At 31.3% G+C, this 21,311-nt stretch carries 23 protein-coding genes; 4 read left to right on the plus strand and 19 right to left on the minus strand.

Annotation, left to right across the window (positions count from 1 at the left end; genetic code table 11):
• Positions 1 to 154 precede the first annotated feature (154 nt).
• Together ACK2WN_RS05025 and ACK2WN_RS05030 are read right to left on the minus strand one after the other, a co-directional pair.
• A complete protein-coding gene (locus ACK2WN_RS05025; RefSeq protein ID WP_416154989.1) occupies positions 155 to 1,639 on the minus strand; it encodes a bifunctional metallophosphatase/5'-nucleotidase in 1,485 nt (494 codons plus the stop codon).
• 136 nt (positions 1,640 to 1,775) lie between these two features.
• Complete coding sequence (locus ACK2WN_RS05030; RefSeq protein WP_300529313.1) at positions 1,776 to 2,705, minus strand: CobW family GTP-binding protein; 930 nt, start codon at positions 2,703 to 2,705, stop codon at positions 1,776 to 1,778.
• A 229-nt stretch (positions 2,706 to 2,934) separates the two neighbouring features.
• On the opposite strand from ACK2WN_RS05030, the gene ACK2WN_RS05035 reads away from it, so the two are divergent.
• The gene (locus ACK2WN_RS05035) at positions 2,935 to 3,384 is read left to right on the plus strand and encodes a LytTR family DNA-binding domain-containing protein (protein ID WP_416154990.1); all 450 of its coding nucleotides are present in this window, start codon (positions 2,935 to 2,937) and stop codon (positions 3,382 to 3,384) included.
• A 1-nt stretch (position 3,385) separates the two neighbouring features.
• Positions 3,386 to 4,051, plus strand: coding sequence for a DUF4318 domain-containing protein (locus ACK2WN_RS05040; RefSeq protein WP_416154991.1), 666 nt, complete (start codon positions 3,386 to 3,388; stop codon positions 4,049 to 4,051).
• Positions 4,052 to 4,188: 137 nt separating this feature from the next.
• On the opposite strand, the gene fucO is transcribed toward ACK2WN_RS05040, so the two are convergent.
• The 4 genes from fucO to ACK2WN_RS05060 all read right to left on the minus strand — a co-directional run bounded on the left by fucO (position 4,189) and on the right by ACK2WN_RS05060 (position 7,524).
• Positions 4,189 to 5,337, minus strand: a complete 1,149-nt coding sequence (gene fucO, locus ACK2WN_RS05045; protein ID WP_416154992.1) for a lactaldehyde reductase — start codon at positions 5,335 to 5,337, stop codon at positions 4,189 to 4,191.
• A 126-nt stretch (positions 5,338 to 5,463) separates the two neighbouring features.
• On the minus strand, positions 5,464 to 6,012 hold the full coding sequence (locus ACK2WN_RS05050) for a TetR/AcrR family transcriptional regulator (protein WP_300529321.1): 549 nt from the start codon (positions 6,010 to 6,012) through the stop codon (positions 5,464 to 5,466).
• A gap of 78 nt (positions 6,013 to 6,090) precedes the next feature.
• The gene (locus tag ACK2WN_RS05055; RefSeq protein ID WP_416154993.1) at positions 6,091 to 6,675 is read right to left on the minus strand and encodes a helix-turn-helix domain-containing protein; all 585 of its coding nucleotides are present in this window, start codon (positions 6,673 to 6,675) and stop codon (positions 6,091 to 6,093) included.
• A gap of 123 nt (positions 6,676 to 6,798) precedes the next feature.
• Positions 6,799 to 7,524 carry a 4Fe-4S binding protein gene (locus ACK2WN_RS05060; protein ID WP_416154994.1) on the minus strand — a complete coding sequence of 242 codons (726 nt, stop codon included), beginning with the start codon at positions 7,522 to 7,524 and terminating at the stop codon, positions 6,799 to 6,801.
• Between the two features lie 138 nt (positions 7,525 to 7,662).
• On the opposite strand from ACK2WN_RS05060, the gene ACK2WN_RS05065 reads away from it, so the two are divergent.
• On the plus strand, positions 7,663 to 8,349 hold the full coding sequence (locus ACK2WN_RS05065) for a Crp/Fnr family transcriptional regulator (RefSeq protein ID WP_416154995.1): 687 nt from the start codon (positions 7,663 to 7,665) through the stop codon (positions 8,347 to 8,349).
• Between the two features lie 21 nt (positions 8,350 to 8,370).
• Here the strand turns inward: ACK2WN_RS05065 and hcp are convergent, their stop codons facing one another.
• From hcp to ACK2WN_RS05100, 7 genes are all read right to left on the minus strand, one after another.
• On the minus strand, positions 8,371 to 10,005 hold the full coding sequence (gene hcp / locus ACK2WN_RS05070; RefSeq protein WP_416154996.1) for a hydroxylamine reductase: 1,635 nt from the start codon (positions 10,003 to 10,005) through the stop codon (positions 8,371 to 8,373).
• Between the two features lie 93 nt (positions 10,006 to 10,098).
• On the minus strand, positions 10,099 to 10,710 hold the full coding sequence (locus ACK2WN_RS05075; protein ID WP_300529332.1) for a histidine phosphatase family protein: 612 nt from the start codon (positions 10,708 to 10,710) through the stop codon (positions 10,099 to 10,101).
• 215 nt (positions 10,711 to 10,925) lie between these two features.
• Complete coding sequence (cobS, locus tag ACK2WN_RS05080) at positions 10,926 to 11,717, minus strand: adenosylcobinamide-GDP ribazoletransferase (RefSeq protein ID WP_270840046.1); 792 nt, start codon at positions 11,715 to 11,717, stop codon at positions 10,926 to 10,928.
• Positions 11,718 to 11,770: 53 nt separating this feature from the next.
• Entirely contained in the window at positions 11,771 to 12,328 is a 558-nt protein-coding gene (cobU, locus tag ACK2WN_RS05085; protein ID WP_416154997.1) for a bifunctional adenosylcobinamide kinase/adenosylcobinamide-phosphate guanylyltransferase, read from the minus strand.
• Positions 12,329 to 13,375 (minus strand): nicotinate-nucleotide--dimethylbenzimidazole phosphoribosyltransferase, encoded by a 1,047-nt coding sequence (cobT, locus tag ACK2WN_RS05090; protein WP_300529337.1) that lies wholly within the window; start codon positions 13,373 to 13,375, stop codon positions 12,329 to 12,331. It abuts the gene before it with no gap.
• Positions 13,376 to 13,499: 124 nt separating this feature from the next.
• Positions 13,500 to 13,625, minus strand: a complete 126-nt coding sequence (locus ACK2WN_RS05095) for a hypothetical protein (protein ID WP_259371697.1) — start codon at positions 13,623 to 13,625, stop codon at positions 13,500 to 13,502.
• Positions 13,626 to 13,800: 175 nt separating this feature from the next.
• Entirely contained in the window at positions 13,801 to 14,955 is a 1,155-nt protein-coding gene (locus ACK2WN_RS05100; RefSeq protein ID WP_416154998.1) for a S41 family peptidase, read from the minus strand.
• Between the two features lie 184 nt (positions 14,956 to 15,139).
• Between ACK2WN_RS05100 and ACK2WN_RS05105 the strand changes: the two genes are divergently transcribed.
• The gene (locus tag ACK2WN_RS05105) at positions 15,140 to 15,772 is read left to right on the plus strand and encodes a 5-formyltetrahydrofolate cyclo-ligase (RefSeq protein WP_416154999.1); all 633 of its coding nucleotides are present in this window, start codon (positions 15,140 to 15,142) and stop codon (positions 15,770 to 15,772) included.
• Between the two features lie 46 nt (positions 15,773 to 15,818).
• On the opposite strand, the gene ACK2WN_RS05110 is transcribed toward ACK2WN_RS05105, so the two are convergent.
• The 6 genes from ACK2WN_RS05110 to udp form a co-directional block, all read right to left on the minus strand.
• Positions 15,819 to 16,286: a CBS domain-containing protein gene (locus ACK2WN_RS05110; protein WP_006441058.1), complete on the minus strand. Its 468-nt coding sequence runs from the start codon at positions 16,284 to 16,286 to the stop codon at positions 15,819 to 15,821.
• Positions 16,283 to 16,669 (minus strand): holo-ACP synthase, encoded by a 387-nt coding sequence (gene acpS, locus ACK2WN_RS05115; protein WP_300531955.1) that lies wholly within the window; start codon positions 16,667 to 16,669, stop codon positions 16,283 to 16,285. The genes ACK2WN_RS05110 and acpS overlap by 4 nt, the downstream gene beginning before the upstream one ends.
• A gap of 348 nt (positions 16,670 to 17,017) precedes the next feature.
• Positions 17,018 to 17,653 carry a deoxyribose-phosphate aldolase gene (gene deoC / locus ACK2WN_RS05120; RefSeq protein WP_270839812.1) on the minus strand — a complete coding sequence of 212 codons (636 nt, stop codon included), beginning with the start codon at positions 17,651 to 17,653 and terminating at the stop codon, positions 17,018 to 17,020.
• A 45-nt stretch (positions 17,654 to 17,698) separates the two neighbouring features.
• Entirely contained in the window at positions 17,699 to 18,883 is a 1,185-nt protein-coding gene (locus ACK2WN_RS05125) for a phosphopentomutase (RefSeq protein WP_300531528.1), read from the minus strand.
• 74 nt (positions 18,884 to 18,957) lie between these two features.
• Positions 18,958 to 20,160, minus strand: a complete 1,203-nt coding sequence (locus ACK2WN_RS05130) for a NupC/NupG family nucleoside CNT transporter (RefSeq protein WP_300531525.1) — start codon at positions 20,158 to 20,160, stop codon at positions 18,958 to 18,960.
• A gap of 33 nt (positions 20,161 to 20,193) precedes the next feature.
• Positions 20,194 to 20,979 carry a uridine phosphorylase gene (gene udp / locus ACK2WN_RS05135; protein WP_416155000.1) on the minus strand — a complete coding sequence of 262 codons (786 nt, stop codon included), beginning with the start codon at positions 20,977 to 20,979 and terminating at the stop codon, positions 20,194 to 20,196.
• Between the last annotated feature and the right edge of the window lie 332 nt (positions 20,980 to 21,311).

The following is a 21,311-nucleotide window of genomic DNA, read 5'->3' on the forward strand; positions in this document are numbered from 1 at the left end:
CTCGCCTATGCTTCGCAGCATAAACCTTGCAAGTCACTATCAAGTTCATTGGTAGCTACGCCTTTTATGGACTTTCACCACAGATTAATAGCATGCCCGTCATACCAAAAAAAGAGATTAAACATTAATTATAATCTCTTCCTTATACTATTATTTATTCTTTAATTTTTATCCTTCCCTCTACAACCGAATCCAAGTGTGTATGACTAGCCAAATACTCCTCTACAACCTGGAATCCAGATGTAGCTGTACACCTAAACTCACTCTCAAAATCCTTCTTTTTAATACCAAGATTTTTTTCAAGATTTTCAAGATGATATCTCTGAATACCTATCGTATACTTCTTATCATCCTTTATCTTTTCCCCGTCTAGTTCAGCCTTTATTAATCTCTTTTCAGATTTCGACCATACAAACTCACTTCCATAAGAAACTTGATAAAATTCACTTACAATATCCACATCTAAAGCCAATTTAATCATATTAGATACAAACTTCTTAATAAGTTTTCCACTTGCCTTTGCAACAAAGATTTCGTCGTCATAAGGATAGAATTCAGTCAAATCTCCAAGTGTTACAACAGGTCCTAACCTTTGCTTTCTCAAACTTCCACTTCCTAAAAACATAATATCCACCCCTGCAATCTCTTTGTGAATATCTGCCATTAAATTTCCTGCCTCTGTTTCTCTCCTTCTCTCAGGATGTGTCAACTGTCTATTCAATCTGGTTATTATTTTCCCGTATTTTTTATCAACCTCGTATTTATATGTCATTATTAAATCTTCCAATTCCTCATCTCTAGGACAGTACTCGTCTTTTATAGGAATTGTATTCCATTTATATGAAGCTATTTTATTTTTTTTAGTATCTATTATTAAATCAAATCTACCAATCTGAGAAGTTCCTATCCCAGCTTGTACAATTGGGATTCCATTTACTACCTCAGGTTCATCTAAAAATGTGTGTGTATGTCCCCCTATAATCATATTTATTCCCCATTCAGGCTTTAGTTTAGAGGCCAAAACTCTATCCTCTTCAAAACCAATATGAGTTAAAAGTACAGTTAAATCCACATCATCGGGCTTGTATGCATTACAAACCTTACCAACTTCATCTACAGCATCATTTATATCTATAAATGGTCCTATCATACTTTCTAACTTTGTCCTTGCAAGAACCATCTCTGTAATCAAACCGATAAACATTATCTTCATTCCGTTTATCTTTATTATCTTATATGGTCTAAATAATCTATTCCCATTTGTTGCAATATACATATTTGCATTTATAATGGGGAATGTAGCACATTTTTCAATGAATAAAAGATGTGCAATTCCGTAATCGACCTCGTGGTTACCTATAGTAGCCACATCTGGTCCTAGTAAATTCATTATTTCTATTGTTGAAATTCCTTTATATTCGCTATCTATAACAGAGCCTCTAAACATATCACCTGATATTGCGTATATAACATTCTGCTCTTCATTTCTTACCTTGTTTATATATCCAGAAAGCATCGAAACCCCACCGACAAGATCTTTATTTATCTTTTCAGCTAAAAAATCTCCATGCAAATCATTTGAATGTAGTAGTGTTAAATTCTTATATCTTTCCTTTGTTTTATCCTTCTTTTTTCCCATTTTTTATCTCTCCTATTTTTATCCGTCTTTTCATATTAACAAAACTACAATAAGAGAATATTAAATCTATATTATAAATAAATTAAAAATGGCTACTGCATAAATACATGCAATAGCCATTTTTGTATTCCTATTTTTAATTTTTTAATTTCATTTCTAATCCAACTCTCTCTTCCCAGCTAGAGAATATCTTCTTGATTATAGCTGGTCCTTTTTTAGAAATAAACACAAGCTGAGAGTTTCCTTTATCACTGCAAGGTTTATAATCTATCTTCTTCCCTACAACATCTACCTGATTCCAACCTTCTCCTTTAAGATTGAAAAATCCCTTCATTCTATAAACATCATCTGTCATATCTTCAAGGAATGCTGTTAATTTTTCCTTTTCTATTTCTCCTTCAAAGTTTAAAAATAGCGTCTTTGGTTTAGTTTCTACAGAGTTTGTGGACTCTTCGGCTTCAGCCCATTTGTACTGAACTAAGTCTTCATCTAAGAAAGAATAGTCCATAACACCATTTACACTTTTTTCTACTCTACAAATAGGATTTATCTCTTTTATCTTATTAAGTACTTTTTCAAATCCTTCATCTCCTGTAACATCGCTCTTTGTTATTATAGCCATATTGCAGTGTTTTATCTGTCTTTCAACTGCCTCATCTTCTTCTAGCTGATTTTCAAAGTTTATTGCATCTGCTAGACAAATAGCTCCCTTAAACTCGTACTTATCTCCAGCTATAACTGTCACAGCCTTTAATATCTCATCCAAATTAGATGGGTCCCCTATACCAGAGCTCTCAACAAAAAGATACTCAAAATCTTTTTCTGCCATATCTGCAAGCGCCTGAACAAAGTTTAATTTAAGACAAGAGCAGAATATAGAGCCTCTATTTAGTTCCACCATCTGTATATCGTCATTTCTTAAAATTTCACCGTCTATACTTATCTTTCCAATTTCATTCTGTATAACTCCAATTTTTTTATTATCTAATCTCTTCAACATCTCAAGAAGAAGAGTTGTTTTTCCTGAACCTAAAAATCCTGTAAGTAAATATAACTTAGTTTTCATAATCTCACCTCATATATTGATAATTATCGATATTTAGATTATACCTTTTATATCGATATTCGTCAATATGTAAAATATTCCTCTTACATATACATTTAATACCTCTAAGCGTATTTCTATAGACGTTAAAAACTCTTTCGTTTATCATTAACTTAAAGATAAACAATCTTTATTGATTCAAAGATACATCTTTAATCTGATAATAGCTATTAACATCGAGGTGAATAAATTGAAAGTTACATTAAATCATATTGAAGAAGAAAAACAAGAAAATGCAGTTTTAAATTTACATAAATCTAATCGACACTCAGATGAAATTATATCTTACTTGGAAAAGGAAAATTTTAGAACAGAAAATATAGCCTGCACTGTAGACGGTAAACTTCACTATGTTCCTTTCTTTGAGATAATCTTTATCGAAAGTTCGTCAAATATACAGATTTTGCACACTCAAAATAATTCGTACAAATGTAGTAAAAGACTTTACGAGCTAGAAAAAATACTTCCAACATATTTTTTAAGAATATCTAAGTCTAGTATTTTAAATTTGAGATGTGTTTCGGTGTATAAACCCGCTGCAAGTGGACTTATGAAAGCTGAGCTAATAAACGGACAGGAAGTGTATATATCTAGAAATTATGTAAAAAAACTAAAAGAAGTTTTGACTGGAGGGAAATAATATGACAAGTAGTATAAATTTAATAAAACAAAATTACAAAGAATACTTTAAAAATGCTGTGATACAAGGTTCTTTTTTAGGATTTGCTATATTCTCAGTTTATATGGTGTCCGTTTTTTTAACACACAATGAGAGCACACTTGCCTCACAAAACCTAGCACCTATAATGTTGGCATCTTCTATATTAATAGGATTTTTTACTATATTATTTAGAGAATTAAATCAAGATTTAAGATCCACTTCCCATGTATTAAATGGTATAACTGGAGTTTACTGGATTATGATGATATGTGTAATAATATCTGCTGTATCAATTTTAATCCCATTTATATTTAAACTATTTATAAATTCTGCTGTTTTAACAATCTTAGTTATGTGGTTTTTAGAGTATTTATACCTAAAAAATATATCAAATAGCTTAAACTCATCAATTTCTGCTAAGAAAAACAAAACTTTGTATATTGAAATAGATAAAAGAATTGAAACAATGGAAGAATTTTTCGAGGAATTAAATAAATACTGCTCTCAGTTTGAAAATGTTGAGTACATATCTATGGATTTACCAGCTTTAATAAGAATTGACGGTGTCTTATACGAAGCCGATATAGTAGAATACTACAGTGTAGTTGGAACTCCTATAACAGCAATATCAATAAAAACAGTTTAGTGATTGAAAACTACTTACTATAAAAATTCAAACTAAATAAAAAAGTAAAGGGATAAGATTAATAGCCATTTTCTCGCTAATACTCTTATCCCTTATATTTTTATATGAAATTTAGCTCTATATTATAATCAAATTAATTATATTAATGATTTGTATAGTTCTTTTATTTCTTCTACTGATGTTGGTCTTGGATTTCCTGGGCAGCAAGCATCTGCAAATGCACTTTCACTTAAGAAATCTAAGTCTTCTTCTTTAACTATATCTTTTAGGTCTGCTGGTATACCAACTCTTTCACTTAAACCTTTAACTGCATCAACAGCTGCTTTACGGTATTCTTCAGGAGTCATGTTTTCTGTTCCTTCAACACCCATAGCTTTTGCTATATCTCTATATTTTTCTCCTGTGTATTCTGCATTGTATTCCATTACTGTTGGAAGTATTATCGCATTAGCTACACCATGAGGAGTATCGTATAAAGCTCCTAGAGGATGAGCCATTGAGTGAACTATTCCTAAACCAACGTTAGAGAATCCCATACCTGCTATATACTGACCTAAAGCCATACCTTCACGACCAGCGTCTTCGTTGTTGCAAGCTGCTTCTAGTGAATTTGCTATTATTTCTATAGCTTTTATGTGGAACATATCACTCATTTCCCAAGCACCTGGAGTTATATATCCTTCTATTGCATGAGTTAAAGCATCCATACCAGTTGCTGCTGTAAGTCCTTTTGGCATACTAGACATCATATCAGGATCTACAAATGCTACTACTGGTATATCTTTAGGGTCTACACAAACCATTTTACGGTCTTTGTTTTCATCAGTTATTACATAGTTTATTGTTACTTCTGCTGCTGTACCTGCAGTAGTTGGAACTGCGAATATTGGAACAGCTTTTTTAGTAGTTCCTGCAACACCTTCTAATGATACAACATCTTCAAAATCAGGGTTTGCTATTATTATACCTACAGCTTTAGCAGTATCTATACTACTTCCTCCACCTATAGCTATTATGTAGTCGGCTCCACTATTTTTGTAAGCTTCAACACCAGCTTTAACATTAGCTATTGTAGGGTTTGCTTTTATATCTGAATAAACTTCATATGCTAAGTTAGCTTCATCTAATAAATCTATAACCTTTGTAGACACATTGAATTTTAATAAATCAGGGTCAGTACATACAAAAGCTTTTTTAAATCCTCTTGCTTTTGTTTCTGTTACGATTTCTTTTATTGCTCCTTTTCCATGATAAGAAGTTTCATTTAATACTATACGATTTGCCATTTTTCATATCTCCTTTTTATTGATAATTTACTTATACTTGTAAATCTTTATTTACATATTTATCTTTGTCTATATTATAACAATATAAAACATCTAAAAGGAAGTTACAAAAATAACAATCTGTCACTAAATTAAATTTAATTCTTCAAATAACAGTGATAATTTATATGGCATAGCAGCTATTAAATTAGCTACAACTGTGCTAACTTCAGATTTACAACCGCCTAACACCCATTCCGCTGTCATATACACAGAACCTTGGCAGTACATCTTCAATAAAAAATCCATTTCATCGCTTATTTTTTCGCCATTTTTAGATTCAATCATATTCTTATAAAAAGCATAAATTAACTCAAAATCGTGTTCACGCATATTATTTTGATTATCCATCTTAAAAGCCTTGTTAAATAATACACGTTCCTCTTTTATATAATCTAACTTTCTATTTAATGCATCGTTCAAACTTACACCTTTTCCCATGTGCTTAAATGAATTTTCTAGTATTACATCTATTGACCAATTTATTAAATCTTCTTTATCCCTAAAGTGACGATAAAATGTCTGCCTAGATACCCCTGTTTCATTACATATATCACTGACACTTATGTCACTTATCTTTTTCTTTGTTAAACATCTCTTTAAACCGTCGGAAAGATCTTCTTTCACATATTTCACTAGATTCCACCCCTGCCTTTTATCTTTAAATTTTATAATAGGATAACTATATTTCTATTATAAACAATTACGGCAAGATTATAAATACTGATAATAGAATCCATGTTGTGTGCAGTACCACATTAATTTTCCATGGCCTCTTCTCTGAATTCTAGTCTGAAGATTCCACTCCGGATACTGTTTGATTAGCTCTATCTTATCTCCTTTTGCAAATGCAATAAATGATATATAGTGTTCCTTTGTCATTGGATGTTCACTAGAGATATACCAATCATTTTCAATCTGCTCTACATTTAATTTTTCTGTTTCATCAGCTTTTTTAGCCTCTAAAGCTTCTAATTTTTTACCACAACAAGAAATCTCTGCATTTCCTGTGCACACAGTTACATTCCCACAAACTGGGCAAACATAGTATTTTGAATTTTTCATATTACCTCCTATAAAGTCGTTTATTTCAATATTTCCTCTTAATATATTTTCAATATTAACACCTAATATTTTTGAAAGCTCTGTTAAAAAAGATATGTCTGGACACCCAAGTCCTCTCTCCCATTTTGAAATCGTCTTATCACTTATCATAAGCTTTTCAGCAAGTTCTTTCTGAGTCATACCTTTTTCTTTTCTACAATCTTTTATAACTTTTCCAATTTTTTCTGCATCCATATTTCTATTCCTCCTACAAATATATTAATAGGAAAATAAACATAATTCAATAAACGCTCCGTAGAGTTTGAAAAACTCTTATTACTTTCTCTTCTAGCTATACAAATTTATTTATTTTTTTAACTACTCTACTATAAATCCATCTGTGCTTATAGTTACAACCTGCCATGGAATAAATTTTCCACTGTTTTTCATCGCTGTAACAGCAGCTCTTTCTATTCCTTTACAACAAGGAACTTCCATCTTAACTATTTTTACACTTTTTATATCGTTGTTCTTTATTATCTCAGTAAGTTTTTCTGAATAATCCCCCTCATCTAACTTAGGACATCCTATTAATGTAACATGCCCTTTGATAAAATCTTCGTGGAATTTTGCATAGGCATAAGCTGTACAATCAGCTGCTATAAGCAATTTTGCTCCATTGAAATACGGTGCATTTATTGGTGCTAATTTTATCTGTACTGGCCACTGAGATAAACAACTTACTGCTTCTTTTAGCATCTCTTTTTTTCTGCCAAGCTCTATCTTATGTGCGTTATTTTCTCTTTTTATTTCCCTACTCTGGCTTCCAGGACATCCACAAGGTAATTTTTCTTTCTGTTTTTTCATCTCTTCCATTCTCTTTTTAACTGCTACCTCGTCGTATGCAGCCGCTTCTCTTTCTTCAAAACTTATCGCTCCCGTTGGGCAAACTGGCAGACAATCACCTAAACCGTCACAATAATCATCTCTTAAAAGTTTTGCCTTTCCGTCAATCATTCCAATTGCGCCCTCATGACATGCATCTGCACAAAGTCCACATCCATTACATTTTTCTTCGTTTATATTTATTATTCTTCTTATCATACTTAATCCTCCAAATTTTTATACTATAATCTTTAATTTACTTGATTTTACATGTATATTATATTAAAATTTATTCAACAGTTATGTTGTTTTTACAACATTTTATAAATATTATATACTCTGAAAGGAATTAACCTTATGAACACAATAACTACCCTTGATATAAATGCTATAAAAAATTCAATTATCTTCAAAGATATAGCCGAAAAAGATATTCTTCCCATGCTTGGATGTCTTTCTCCAACAAAAAAATCATATAAAAAAGGCTCTTATATATTAAATCAAGGAGAGTACATCGACTTTGTTTGTCTAATTATCTCTGGATCTGTAAGGATAGAAAACATAGATATTTGGGGAAATAGAAAAATAATGTCTGAACTGACTAAAAGCGATATATTTGCCGAGAGTTACGCTTGTGTTACCAACGAACCTCTTATGGTTGATGCTATAGCCTCATCAGATTGTGTAATTCTGACTATGAACATGAACAAGGTCATGACTACATGTCCCTCATCTTGCAACTTCCATAATAAATTAATAAAAAATATGCTTTCTGTTTTTGCAATGAAAAATATCGCATTCACTAGAAAAATAGAGCATATCACTCAAAAGAATACTAGAGAAAAAGTACTCTCTTATCTAAATTACATGTCCTCAAAGTTTGGATCTAATTCTTTTGAAATTCCATTTAATCGTCAGCAACTTGCAGACTACTTATCTGTAGAAAGAAGTGCACTATCATCAGAATTATCTAAAATGCAAACAGATGGATTAATATCTTATAGAAAAAATAAATTCACTTTGCACATAAAAAGAGAGCAGTAAAATTCTGCTCCCTTTTTATATCTATTTTATTAATTTTTCTATATCTTCTTCAACTGTTCCTATTCCTGCAATTCCAAAGTTTTCAACCAAGAACTTAGCAGTATTTTCTGATAAGAATGCTGGTAATGTTGGTCCTAAGTGTATATTTTTTACTCCAAGATATAGTAATGAAAGTAATACTATTACAGCCTTTTGTTCATACCAAGCTATATTATAAACTATTGGAAGTTCATTTATATCATCTAAACCAAATACTTCCTGTAGTTTCATAGCTATAACTGCTAAAGAATATGAATCGTTGCACTGACCTGCATCTAGCACTCTAGGGATTCCATCTATATCACCTAAGTTTAGCTTGTTGTATCTATACTTAGCACATCCAGCAGTTAAAATCACAGTATCTTCAGGTAGAGATTTTGCGAATTCTGTGTAATAGTTTCTTCCTTTCTGTCTTCCGTCACATCCTGCCATAACAACGAATTTTTTAATTGCTCCTGATTTAACAGCATCGACAATCTTATCTGCAAGTGCAATTACCTGATTATGTGCAAAACCACCAACTATTTCCCCAGTTTCTATTTCTTTTGGAGAATTACATCTTTTAGCATGTTCTATTATTTCACTAAAATCTTTTTCTTCTCCATATCCGCCTTCTATATGTTTACATCCTTCAAAACCTACTGCACCTGTTGTATATACTCTATCTTTATAACTTTCACTCGGTGGCACTAGACAATTTGTTGTAAGAAGTATTGGACCGTTGAATGATTCAAATTCTTCTTTCTGTTTCCACCAAGCATTTCCATAATTTCCAACAAAGTGATCATACTTTTTAAACTCTGGATAATAATTTGCTGGCAACATTTCTGAATGAGTATAAACATCTACCCCTGTTCCTTCAGTCTGTTTTAAAAGCTGCTCCATATCTTTTAAATCATGTCCAGATACTAATATCGCTGGATTATTTCTAACACCTATATTAACCTTTGTTATCTCAGGATTTCCGTAAGATGTAGTATTGGCATTGTCTAGAAGTGCCATTGAATCTACTCCAAACTTACCTGTTTCCATAGTTAAATCTATTAAATCCTGTAAAGTTAAGTTATCATCTGTTGTAGCTGTAAGTGCCTTCTGTAGAAATGCGTCTATTTCACTATTTTCAAAGCCTAAAACACCTGCATGTTTTAAATACGCAGCCATACCTTTTAATCCGTATATTATAAGCTCTCTAAGGCTTCTAATATCTCCGTTTTCCGTATCTAAAACTCCGACATTCTCTGATTTTTCTCTTAGCTCAGCCTCATCTTTTGAATAATAAACTGCATACTCTGAAAGTACACTTCTATCGTCTAATTTAGATATAAGTTCTTCTTTTATATCCATGATTGCTTTGATTTTGTTTAATATAACTTTGTCGTCAAAGTTTGCATTTGTTATCGTTGTAAATAACGCATCCCTTATAATTCTATTTACCTCTACATCAACTTCCTTATTTTCTTTTCTAAGATTTGTAGTAACCTCAGAAATTCCCTTTGTTGTATATATAAGTAAATCTTGAAGATTTGCAGTAGCTGCCTTCTTTCCACAAACTCCATTTATAGTACATCCTGAACATCCAGCAGTTTCTTGACACTGGAAGCAAAACATTTTATTCATAATCTATTCCTCCTCTGTATTGAATGTACTCTTATCTTACATCAATAAGGAAGTTAGTTATGTTGTTTTTACAACATTTTTGATTTTTATTATTTAATAATTCAATTTTGTAAGTACTGAAAATCCATAATCGTATTCTAAAACAGTAATTTTAGCGTTTTCTATTTTAAAGTTCCAATGATTTTCCAACTTCCCACAAAGCATATAAGAAAGTATATTTCTGATACTTCCACCATGTGCACAAATTATAGCTGTGCTATCCTCTTCCATATCTTCCAAAATATGTTCTACTGCTCTTTTATTTTTTTCATAAGCTTCAATAGCATTTTCTCCATTTGGATATCTATAATCAAAGCCTTCAGTACAAAGCTTATCGTACTCTTTTGGATACTCATTTTTTATCCATTCAAAAGTTTTTCCTTCAAAATCACCAAAATCTATTTCTCCAAGATTCTTAATTTTTATAATCTCTAAATTCTCTATATCGGCTATATCTTTAACTGTTTCTTCTGTTCTCTTGGAATTTGAAACATATACTTTTGAAAATTTCCAATTACCTTCTTGTTTTAATTTTTCTATTTTATCTTTTAAGCAAACAATCTTCAACCTTCCTTTTTCACTTATATCTGTTTCCATACTTCCACAAAGTAGTCCATTCTCGTTGGATATAGTGGATGCGTGTCTAATTAAAATCAATCTCTTCATAACTCACCTTTCATAATAGCTCATCATTTTTATTTATTTTATATAAATAGTATCTTTATACTAATTTTCTATATATAATAATAAAAAAAGCAAGTATAATAACTACTAGTTTGCAACACTTGGAGGCGCCAACCACTTTGTGGTTATGATTAGGCGTCGGAACTGTGGCACAAATAGTAGTTATTATCTTGCTTTTGCTTATTTTATTAATATCTCTAGAAAAGAAGTACTGCTGTAAAATACACAACTAGTATAAATACAACTTCTGCTACTTCTATTCCGCATCCTAGTACATCGCCAGTTATTCCACCTATCTTCTTATTAGAACTTCTCTTAATTAGAAGCATTGCAATAGCTGCAACAACTATACCTATACATATACATCCCATAGGTGCATACATACCAGCTACACTCATTCCATTTATTATATATAAAAATCCTGCTGATAGAATTAAAGTGTATACTAAACCAACTATAATCATTGGCATTGTAGCTTTTCCAATAAATACATTTCCCATTCCGTTTTCTCTAGGGCTTTCAGTCTTTCTAGCAAGTAGAATGACAACTAATCTTGAAACCATTGGCATTATCGCTATCATATAAGACATTCCCCGGTTTAAGAATGTAACGATAACACCTATTTTTATAAGTATTGTAAACATAATTGCAAGTAGAGAGTTTGTTCCAAGTCTAGAATCCTTCATTATTTCTAACATTCTATCCTTATCTCTATTGCTGAAAAATGCATCTGCTGTATCTCCAAGCCCATCTATATGAAGTCCTCCTGTTAGGAACACCTCTGTAAATACAGCTATTATAGCTATTACAAGGGCATCACTTGGAAACATTATTCCAACTAGAAGACTTACAAGATAAGTTATTATCCCTATTATAAATCCAACTAGTGGAAAATAATACATCCCTTTGTGGAATTCTTCATCGAATTCTCCACCAGTTTTAACAGGTATTCTGGTCAAGAACCCTAAAGTCCCTAAAAATCTTTTCATCTTTATCCCAACCTTTCAAATTTCGTTTGTGAATAAGTCTAACATCTCAACCTTTACTTTATCTTAACAGGGATGCCGCTAATTACTAAATACACATCATCACTGTTAGATGCTACATATTGATTAATTTTTCCTGCAGTATTTGCGTATATTCTGCTAAGTTTATTGGCTGGAACTACACCCATTCCAATTTCATTAGTTACGAATACAAAGTATAGGTCTGTATTTCGTATTTCTTCAATTAGCTTTTCAAACTGGTTGAATATATACTCATCCATCTTTTCTAATTCTTCATTTGAAAGATCTTGTGGATTCATATCATATTTGAACATTAAATTATTTACCATAAGTGTTATACAATCAAGCATAACTGTATCACATTCTTCTGATACCTTTTTTATTATTTCGAATACATCCTCGTAAATTTCGTAGGTTGTCCAATTAGATGGTCTTCTTTCTTTATGTAGTCTCACCTTTTCTTTCATCTCATCGTCAAATGGAATCGATGTAGCTATATATCCAGTTTTATCATTTCTTTCAATACATAAAGATTCTGCAAAAGCACTTTTGCCAGATTTTGCTCCACCTGTTACAAAAACTATATTACTCATCTAAATTTTCATCCCTACTTCCTCAAAAGTAGCCATATTGTTATATGCGTATACAGATGCATCTATAACATTGAAAGCTAATGCTGCTCCACTTCCTTCACCTAATCTCATATTCATATTTAATATAGGATTAAGTTTTAAAAGTTCAAGTGCTGCATCACTTCCTGGCTCATCTGATTTATGAGAAGCTATTAGATAATCTCTAGTGCCTGGATTTATTTTATATGCTATAAGTGCAGCTGCATAAGATATATATCCATCTATAACTACTGGAATTCTATTTGCAGCACATCCCATTATTACACCAGTCATAGCCCCTATTTCAAATCCACCTATTTTTTCAAGCACTTCTATACCATCTGTAGGGTTAGGGTTATTAAGCTCTATAGCCTTTCCTATAACCTGTGCTTTATGTTTTATTTTGTCAGCAGATAGACCAGAACCACTTCCTGTTATTTCTTCTGGAAGTTTGCCTGTCATTACAGAAATTATAGCTGTACTTGGAGTAGTATTTGCTATTCCCATTTCACCAATTCCAATTATTCTATAATCTTTAACTATACACTCTTCAGCTATTTCTATACCTATTTCTATAGACTCTACAGCTTCTTCTCTAGTCATGGCTGGTCCTTTTGCCATATTAGATGTTCCTTTTCTAATCTTTCTATCTATTACCCCTTCAAGTGGCTCATCACAGTTAATACCTACATCTACAGCAACCATATCAGCTCCTGCATATCTAGAAAGCGCACCTACTCCGCATAGTCCTTTTGCAAAGTTAGGGAACTGTATCTTTGTAATTTCCTGTGAATTAGGCGCAACACCTTCTTCATACACACCGTGGTCTGCACCAAAAGCTATTATTGCTTTTTTAGGTATATCAAATTTTTCTGTTTCATATATACCTGCCATCTGTACACAAATGTCCTCAACCCTTCCTAGACTTCCTTTTGGATGAATAAGATTATTCCATCTATCCTGGGCTGCATCCATACTCCTCTTATTAAGAGGATAAATATTCCTTGAAATACTGCTCAGTAAATTCATTTTCTCCACCTCTAAAATAATTATTCTATATATTTTTATTAATAATATATCTTTATTGATATATACTTATTATACCCAATAAATCAAAGAACTGCCACGCATTAATATGCCGACAGTTCTTTTTTTATTTAGTAGCTATATACTTTTTTAAAAGCTCTAGTAACTCTTTCCTGTCTACCTCAGAGCTATTTTTATTTTGTTTCTTTTTATAATCCTCGAAATACACAATCTTATTCTCAGACTCTTTCATAAGATCACTTCCCATTTCAACTTAGATTAATAATTTTGGATACTTTCTCATTATTTTTTCAGAATAAATCATTCTGCATCGCATTTTATCCCTCTATAGTTGATATTCTATATATTTGAGAAATAACCTTCTATTTTCTCAATCATTTTAAAATTTATTTTTTATAATGATTTTTTTATTTTCCGTTTTCTATGTAATCGATAGCTCTCTGAAGCTGTTTTTCTGTATCTTTTTCTTCTATTGTAGGTTTTATACCTTTTTTATGTATAGTTTTTCCGTCTGGAGTAAAGTACTGCTCAGTAGTTAATTTATATCCTGAACCATCTTTTAAACTTATAACAGACTGTACTATACCTTTTCCAAATGTTTTTGTTCCTACAGATATACCTACTTTATTTCCTAATATTGCACCAGTTAAAATTTCTGCTGATGATGCTGTATTTCCATTAGTCAATAATACGATTGGTAAGCCTAATTTTTTAGCATCAGATTTTTGAGTTTCTTTATTTCCATCTCTATCCTCAGTATATACTATAGTTCCTTCACCTATTAAAGTATCAGCAACTTCACAGCATTTATCAACTAATCCACCACCATTATCTCTTAAATCGATAATTAATGCTTTCATATGCTGCTTTTTAAGTTTATTTAATTCTTTATTGAAGTCTTCTGGAGTTTTTTCTACAAATGTAGATAATTCTATGTATCCTATTTTATTTTCAAGCATTTTTCCACTTACGCTAGGCTCAGAAACTTCTGCTCTTTTTATCTTAAATGTTTTTATTTCTCCATCTCTTTTTACAGATACATTTACATAAGTATCCTTTTTGCCCTTCATTATAGATACTGCTTTGTCCACAGTATCGTAAGTAACATTAAGGTCATCTACTTTATAAAGTATATCTCCTGCTCTTATTCCTGATTTATATGCAGGACCTGTTTCCCAAGCCTTAGCTATTGTTACAACTCCATTTTCTGGGTTAGATAGTATAGTTACACCTATACCAACAAAGCTTCCTGTAGATGAATCCATTACGCTCTGCATTTCTTCTTCTGTAAAATATCCTGAATAAAGGTCGCCAGTTCCCATAAATAATCCTTTCATAGCACCATCTATAAGGTCTTGCTCCTTAACATCCTTGTAGTATGTTTTCTTTATCATCTCTTCCATAGCTATAAGTTTATTAAACTTTTGATATTTGTTATAATCACTCTTTGGAATTACAGCTACTAGCCCTAATCCAACTTCCCCAACAAGTGTAGCTGCTACTGTAATAATAACAGTTAAAATTACAGTTATTATAGTCTTTTTATTAAATTTAGACTTCACCCTTAACATCCCTTTCAAATAAATTTTTAAATAATTTCTACGTGTGTATAATACTATTTTTTAACCAACTATACCCTATTATTGACAATATCGATTTTGTTATCTATATTATTTTTTGAATAGATTTTTTATTAAATAGTCAATATACAATAAATTAATTTTACCATATATTATAGAATTTTTTATGAAATATTTTTATTTTAGAAAGGATGTGAATATTATTTCTTCTTTAGATTTAATTAATTCAATCAAATCTTCAAATACAAAGAATTCTTTAAGAAAAGCTGTTCTATCTTTTAGAAATTCTCTAGATAAAAGCTCTGTTCTTTCAATGTCCGATGATATTTTTAGACAATTTTTATCTATTGAAAATATACAAGACTCTTCAAAATTTATGTTATATGTAGATTTTAGAAATGAGGTTGCAACAAGAGAGATTATTTTGAAACTTTTAAATTTAGGTAAGGAAGTATATCTTCCTGTAACTTTAAAAGAAGAAAAGAAACTTATACCTAAAAGGATTTTTTCATTAGATGATTTAGTTTCTGGAGCTTATGGTATTTTAGAGCCTCATTTAGATGCCCCGACAATTAATCCATCACTTTTGGATGTTGTCGTAGTTCCTGGTTCTGTATTTGATAGAAGTGGATATAGGACTGGATATGGTGGTGGATATTATGATAGATTTTTAGAGAATACAGATGCAATAAGAGTTGGAGTGTGTTTTGATTTTCAGCTTGTAGATGATGTTTTTCCAGAGGAACACGATAAAAGAATGGATTTTATTATAACCGAAAAAAATTTTTTAAATTTTTAATAAAAAAATAGCTGTTGCAAAATTTGCAACAGCATTTTTTCATACATTATTTATCTCCGTAAAGAGATTTTATTATATCGTATCTACAAATAATTCCCTTAATCTTTCCATCATCATCTACAACTGGAACTCTATTTATAGACTTCTTAATCATAACATTTGCTACATCGTCAAACTTATCATCTTCATGAACAGTCACTATATCTTCTGTCATAAGATCTTCTACTTTATATGCAGCAATTCTCTTTAAATCTTTTTCAAGATTTTTCATATCGTCAAGGAATATTAATCCCTGTAGGAAATTTATTACCCGAGGTGGTTCTATATATTTTTCCTTTTTAAGTATGTCTGTCTCAGAAATTATGCCTATAACTTTATTATCTTCATCGACAACTGGAAGTCCACCTATCTTATCCTGAATAAGCATTTTTGCTACATCAGATACTGTATCGTCTTTTTTTACTGTCTTAACATCAACTGTCATTATTTCTTTCGCTTTTAAATCATTCATCATACTTCTTCACTCCTTGTTATAGCCATAGCATTCGCAACAGCATATTCTCTGCAATGTGATAGTGTTACTTTTATTTCACAGATATTATTATCTGAACAGAGCTTTTTAAAATTTCCATGTGCGATTACATAAGGTCTGCCTTTTTCATCCCTCAATACTTCTATATCATTGAAGTTAAATCCTCTTATACCTGTACCAACTGCCTTACTTATCGCCTCTTTTGCTGAGAATGTAGCAGCTACACTTTCCCGCTTCATTCCTCTGCTTTTAAAGTATTCTATTTCTTTATCAGTAAAAATTCTTTTTAAGAATCTGTCACTTTCAATACTCTTCTTTATTCTACTTATTTCTATTATGTCTGTTCCTATTCCAAATATTTCCATAATGTTCCTACTTTTTGCTTTTTAAATTTTTTAATATATAATTATTTCTATAATATAATTATACTACAAAAGTTAAATATATCCTTTATTTCTATAAAATTATTTAAATATTTTTATTTTTCTTTATTTTTAATGATACAATATTTTTAAATAATAAAAAAACAGGACATCCCTCTTACTAGATGTCCTGCTTTCATAATTTTATCTTTTATAATTTTATAAGGTTGGTTAACTTTTATGATATTGGCGATATCATTTTACTACATTACTTTTAATTTAAATTATTTACACTTCTTTTTGGAATTTATCTTTTTCTAAATTACTACTAAATCAATCACTAACTATTTATTATTTTACTAGTCTACTTGTTCCTAGTCTATCTGCCCCAGCTTTTATAAATTCTTCTGCATCTTCAAAAGATTTTATTCCACCTGCAGCTTTTATTTTTAAATCAGATCCACAATATTTTTTCATTAATTTTATATCTTCTATTGTAGCTCCTCCAGTTGAGAAACCAGTAGATGTTTTTATGTATTCTGCATCTGATTTTGTAACTACTTCACACATTTTTATTTTTTCTTCTTCTGTTAGAAGGCAAGTTTCTATTATTACTTTTAATAATTTTCCATGACAAGCTGCTTTTATTTCGTTTATTTCTTTTAACACCTCGTCATATTTTCCTTCTTTAACTAGACCTATGTTTATTACCATATCTATTTCATCAGCACCGTTTTTAACAGCATCTTCAGTTTCGAATACTTTTACAGCTGTAGTCATATTTCCATTAGGGAACCCTATTACTGTACATATTGGTAATTTACCTTCTGTATATTCTTTAGCTGCTTTTACAAAGTATGGAGGTATGCATACAGAAGCTGCATTTTTATCCATTCCCTGATCACATAGCTCTTTTATCTGCTCCCATGTTGATGTCTGTTTTAATAGAGTGTGGTCTACTATGTTTATTATTTTGCTCTGTTCCATCGTTTTTCTCCTTTTTATATTATCTTTAGATTTTTCCTCTAACCTCTAAAGATTGTCTAATACTGAGTATCCTATAGTGTTTTCAGGCATATCTACATCAAAGTTGTCTGCAATAGTAGCACCTATTACAGCAAATGTACTTGCATCGTCCATTTTTCCACCTTTTTCGAACGCTGGTGAATAAGCTATAAATGGAACTCTTTCTCTTGTATGGTCAGTACCTTTAAATGTAGGGTCATTACCATGGTCTGCTGTTACTATAAGTAAGTCATTTTCATTTAGATGATTTAAAAGTTCTCCTAACTTTTCATCAAATCTTTCTATCTCTTCACTATATCCTTTTGGATTTCTTCTATGTCCCCATAATGCATCGAAATCAACTAGATTTACGAAGCAAAGTCCATTGAAATCTCTGTCTGCTATTTCTATAGTCTGTTCCATTCCCTGAACAGATGATTTTGAACGATTTGATTCAGTTATTCCTTCTCCATCAAATATGTCATTTATTTTACCAACAGATATTACATCATATCCGTTGTCTTTTAACTGATTTAAAACTGTTTTTCCAAATGGTTTTAGCGCATAGTCATGTCTGTTTGAAGTTCTTTTAAATTCTCCTTTTTTCATACCTGTGTATGGTCTAGCTATTACTCTTCCAACTTTCCATTCATCTTTTAATGTAAGTTCTCTAGCTATTTCACAGTATTTGTAAAGATTTTCAAGTCCCATTGTTTCTTCATTACCACATATCTGTAATACAGAGTCTGCTGAAGTGTAGACAATTAGATGACCTTTTTCTATTTCTTCTTCACCTAGTTCTTCTATTATCGCTGTTCCACTTGCACTTTTGTTACCAATTATTTTTCTACCACATCTTTTTTCAAGCTCTTCTATAAGTTCATCTGGGAACCCTGTATCTGTGAATGTCTTAAATGGTTTTTCAACATTTAATCCCATCATTTCCCAATGTCCTGTCATAGTGTCTTTACCTACACTAGTTTCATTTAGAGCCATGTATTTTCCAATTGGATTTTCTACTGGAGTCAGTCCTTTTAATTCTTTAAGATTGGCGATTCCCAGTTTATGAAGATTAGGCATATTTGTTCCTTCATGTTCAACTATATGACCTAAAGTATCTGCACCACTATCTCCATATTTAGCTGCATCTGCCATTTCTCCTATTCCAAGTGAATCTACTACGACGACAAATATACGTTTATATTTACTCATTTTACATTCACCCCTTTTATATTTATTGCTTTTATGATTTTGTTTACTACTATTATAGTTTATTTTTCATCCAATTAGAATAGCATTATAAATCCTACTGTCATTGCACTTAGTAAACTTACTGCAACCCCACCTATCATAGCTCTAAAAACTAATCTAGCAAGTGTGCTTTTTTTCTCTGGGCAAAGTATACCTATACCTGATACACATATACCTAAGCTTGAGAAGTTAGCAAATCCACAAAGTGATATTGTAGCCATTATTGCAGTTCTTGGATCCATACTTGATATTATTTTTCCTAACTGTTCAAATGCTACGAATTCGTTTATTACAAGTTTGCTTCCTAAAAGATTTCCTTCCATTAGTATTTCTGATGGATCTAATCCCATAAGTGCTCCAAATGGTGCAAATACATAAGAGAAAATCTGTTCAAGACTTATTCCAAATACACCTAAACCTTTATTTATTAATGCAACTAATGCAACCATTGCTATTAAAGAAGCTCCCATTGATAATGCCATCTGCATACCTGTTACTGCACCTTCAGAAACAGCTTCTATTACGTTTGCATTGTTACCTTTGTTATCCATTTTTATATCCCCAACTTCGTGAACTTCTTCTGTCTGAGGGAATATTATTTTTGAAACCATTATACTTCCTATTGGAACTAATGCACTTGCTATTAATAAGTATTCCATTGGAATTCCAAGTGCTGTATATCCACCTAATATTGAAACAGACATACTTCCCATTCCTGATACTAAAACGACCATTATTTCACTGTCTGTCATTTTGCCAAGATATTTACTTATAAGTATTGGACTGTCTGTCTGACCTAGGAACATATTGGCAACTGCTACGAAACTTTCAACTTCTGAGCTTCCCATTATCCATCCAACTGCTTTTCCTATCCATTTAACTACAAAGTTAAGTACACCTATGTAGTAAAGTAAACTTACAAGCGCTGATAAGAAAACTATGTTTCCTAGTACCTGTATAGCAAATATCATACCTGTTGGTGCTGTGCTATCTGCTAATGAACCAAATACAAAAGATAATCCATTTGAACCACAGTTTATAACACCAGTTACAGCATCAGATATTTTTGAAACTACCATTCTTCCTGCTGGAATTTTTACAAGTATTAACGCTATGATAAACTGAGCTATCATACCTTTTAAAAGCATTTTGAATGATACATCTTTTCTCTTCCAAGATATTAACCAAAGTATTCCTATTACTACTACGATTCCCAGTAAATTTAATATTGCTTTCATCCGTTTTTTCTCCTCTATTTACTGAAAATCAGCCTATTTATTTTTTTCTTTATCTTCTTTTATTAGTATACGAAGTGCTTCTACACCAACTTTTATAGCACTTTCTGTATCGTGTACTATTGGGTTTTCTAATCCAGCTGCATTTCTTTCCTGGTTTCCTACAACTAAGAAGTTAGATCCACAACGAACACCTAAATGACTTGCAACTACAAATAATGCAGCTGATTCCATTTCTGAAGCTTTACATCCTAATCTTTTCCAAGCTTCCCATTTATTTAAAAGTTCATAACTAACTGGCATTCTTTCTGGTTCATGCTGTCCGTAGAATGCATCTTTACACTGAACAACTCCTGCATGGTATGTATATCCTAATTTTTTAGCTGCTGCAACTAAAGCATTAGTTACTTCTAAGTCAGCAACTGCTGGGAATTCTATTGGAGCGTATTCTCTTGAAGTACCTTCCATTCTTATAGCACCAGTAGCTACTACTATATCTCCACCTTTTACATCTATATCTATTCCACCGCAAGTACCAACTCTTACAAATGTATCTGCACCGCAAATTCTAAGTTCTTCCATTGCTATTGATGCTGATGGACCACCTATACCTGTTGATGTAACACTTACTTTTTCTCCATCAAGGTATCCTGTATATGTAACATATTCTCTACTATCAGCAACTAATACTGCATTGTCAAAGTGTTTTGCTATTTTTTCACATCTTTTAGGATCTCCTGGAAGTATAACATAACGTCCAACATCCCCTGGTCTTATCTGTAAATGATACTGTAATCCTACTTCTCCTGAATAATTCTGCATAATTGTTCTCTCCTTTTCATTATGAATTTTATTTTATTTGTCTTTTTATAATTACTTTCTTTGAGTTATTTTTATCCTTTATCAATTATTTGTATAATTATTTGTCTTTTTATATAACTCTCTGTCTTTAGTTGTATAATATCACATACTTGTCTAGTCTGCAATACGTTTTCTGTAATTTTTTATCAAATTTTTATCAAAATATAACCTTTTCCTACTATTTTTGTGCATATTTTATACTTTTTAGCTATTTTTCAATTAGACAAGTGGTATACTTGTCTAATTTTTATAATATAATTCTATTCTTACTATTTCATGCAACTTTCTTATCT

The sequence above is a fragment of the Peptacetobacter sp. AB800 genome (assembly GCF_047807365.1).
Lineage (GTDB): Bacteria > Bacillota > Clostridia > Peptostreptococcales > Peptostreptococcaceae > Peptacetobacter.

What these genes read in the sequence shown, in the direction of transcription:
- ACK2WN_RS05025 (WP_416154989.1), bottom strand. Translation starts at nt 1,639, where the DNA reads ATGGGAAAAAAGAAGGATAAAACAAAGGAAAGATATAAGAATTTAACA.
- ACK2WN_RS05030 (WP_300529313.1), bottom strand. Translation starts at nt 2,705, where the DNA reads ATGAAAACTAAGTTATATTTACTTACAGGATTTTTAGGTTCAGGAAAA.
- ACK2WN_RS05040 (WP_416154991.1), top strand. Translation starts at nt 3,386, where the DNA reads ATGACAAGTAGTATAAATTTAATAAAACAAAATTACAAAGAATACTTT.
- fucO (WP_416154992.1), bottom strand. Translation starts at nt 5,337, where the DNA reads ATGGCAAATCGTATAGTATTAAATGAAACTTCTTATCATGGAAAAGGA.
- ACK2WN_RS05055 (WP_416154993.1), bottom strand. Translation starts at nt 6,675, where the DNA reads ATGGATGCAGAAAAAATTGGAAAAGTTATAAAAGATTGTAGAAAAGAA.
- ACK2WN_RS05060 (WP_416154994.1), bottom strand. Translation starts at nt 7,524, where the DNA reads ATGATAAGAAGAATAATAAATATAAACGAAGAAAAATGTAATGGATGT.
- ACK2WN_RS05065 (WP_416154995.1), top strand. Translation starts at nt 7,663, where the DNA reads ATGAACACAATAACTACCCTTGATATAAATGCTATAAAAAATTCAATT.
- hcp (WP_416154996.1), bottom strand. Translation starts at nt 10,005, where the DNA reads ATGAATAAAATGTTTTGCTTCCAGTGTCAAGAAACTGCTGGATGTTCA.
- ACK2WN_RS05075 (WP_300529332.1), bottom strand. Translation starts at nt 10,710, where the DNA reads ATGAAGAGATTGATTTTAATTAGACACGCATCCACTATATCCAACGAG.
- cobS (WP_270840046.1), bottom strand. Translation starts at nt 11,717, where the DNA reads ATGAAAAGATTTTTAGGGACTTTAGGGTTCTTGACCAGAATACCTGTT.
- cobU (WP_416154997.1), bottom strand. Translation starts at nt 12,328, where the DNA reads ATGAGTAATATAGTTTTTGTAACAGGTGGAGCAAAATCTGGCAAAAGT.
- cobT (WP_300529337.1), bottom strand. Translation starts at nt 13,375, where the DNA reads ATGAATTTACTGAGCAGTATTTCAAGGAATATTTATCCTCTTAATAAG.
- ACK2WN_RS05095 (WP_259371697.1), bottom strand. Translation starts at nt 13,625, where the DNA reads ATGAAAGAGTCTGAGAATAAGATTGTGTATTTCGAGGATTATAAAAAG.
- ACK2WN_RS05105 (WP_416154999.1), top strand. Translation starts at nt 15,140, where the DNA reads ATGAAATATTTTTATTTTAGAAAGGATGTGAATATTATTTCTTCTTTA.
- ACK2WN_RS05110 (WP_006441058.1), bottom strand. Translation starts at nt 16,286, where the DNA reads ATGATGAATGATTTAAAAGCGAAAGAAATAATGACAGTTGATGTTAAG.
- acpS (WP_300531955.1), bottom strand. Translation starts at nt 16,669, where the DNA reads ATGGAAATATTTGGAATAGGAACAGACATAATAGAAATAAGTAGAATA.
- deoC (WP_270839812.1), bottom strand. Translation starts at nt 17,653, where the DNA reads ATGGAACAGAGCAAAATAATAAACATAGTAGACCACACTCTATTAAAA.
- ACK2WN_RS05125 (WP_300531528.1), bottom strand. Translation starts at nt 18,883, where the DNA reads ATGAGTAAATATAAACGTATATTTGTCGTCGTAGTAGATTCACTTGGA.
- ACK2WN_RS05130 (WP_300531525.1), bottom strand. Translation starts at nt 20,160, where the DNA reads ATGAAAGCAATATTAAATTTACTGGGAATCGTAGTAGTAATAGGAATA.
- udp (WP_416155000.1), bottom strand. Translation starts at nt 20,979, where the DNA reads ATGCAGAATTATTCAGGAGAAGTAGGATTACAGTATCATTTACAGATA.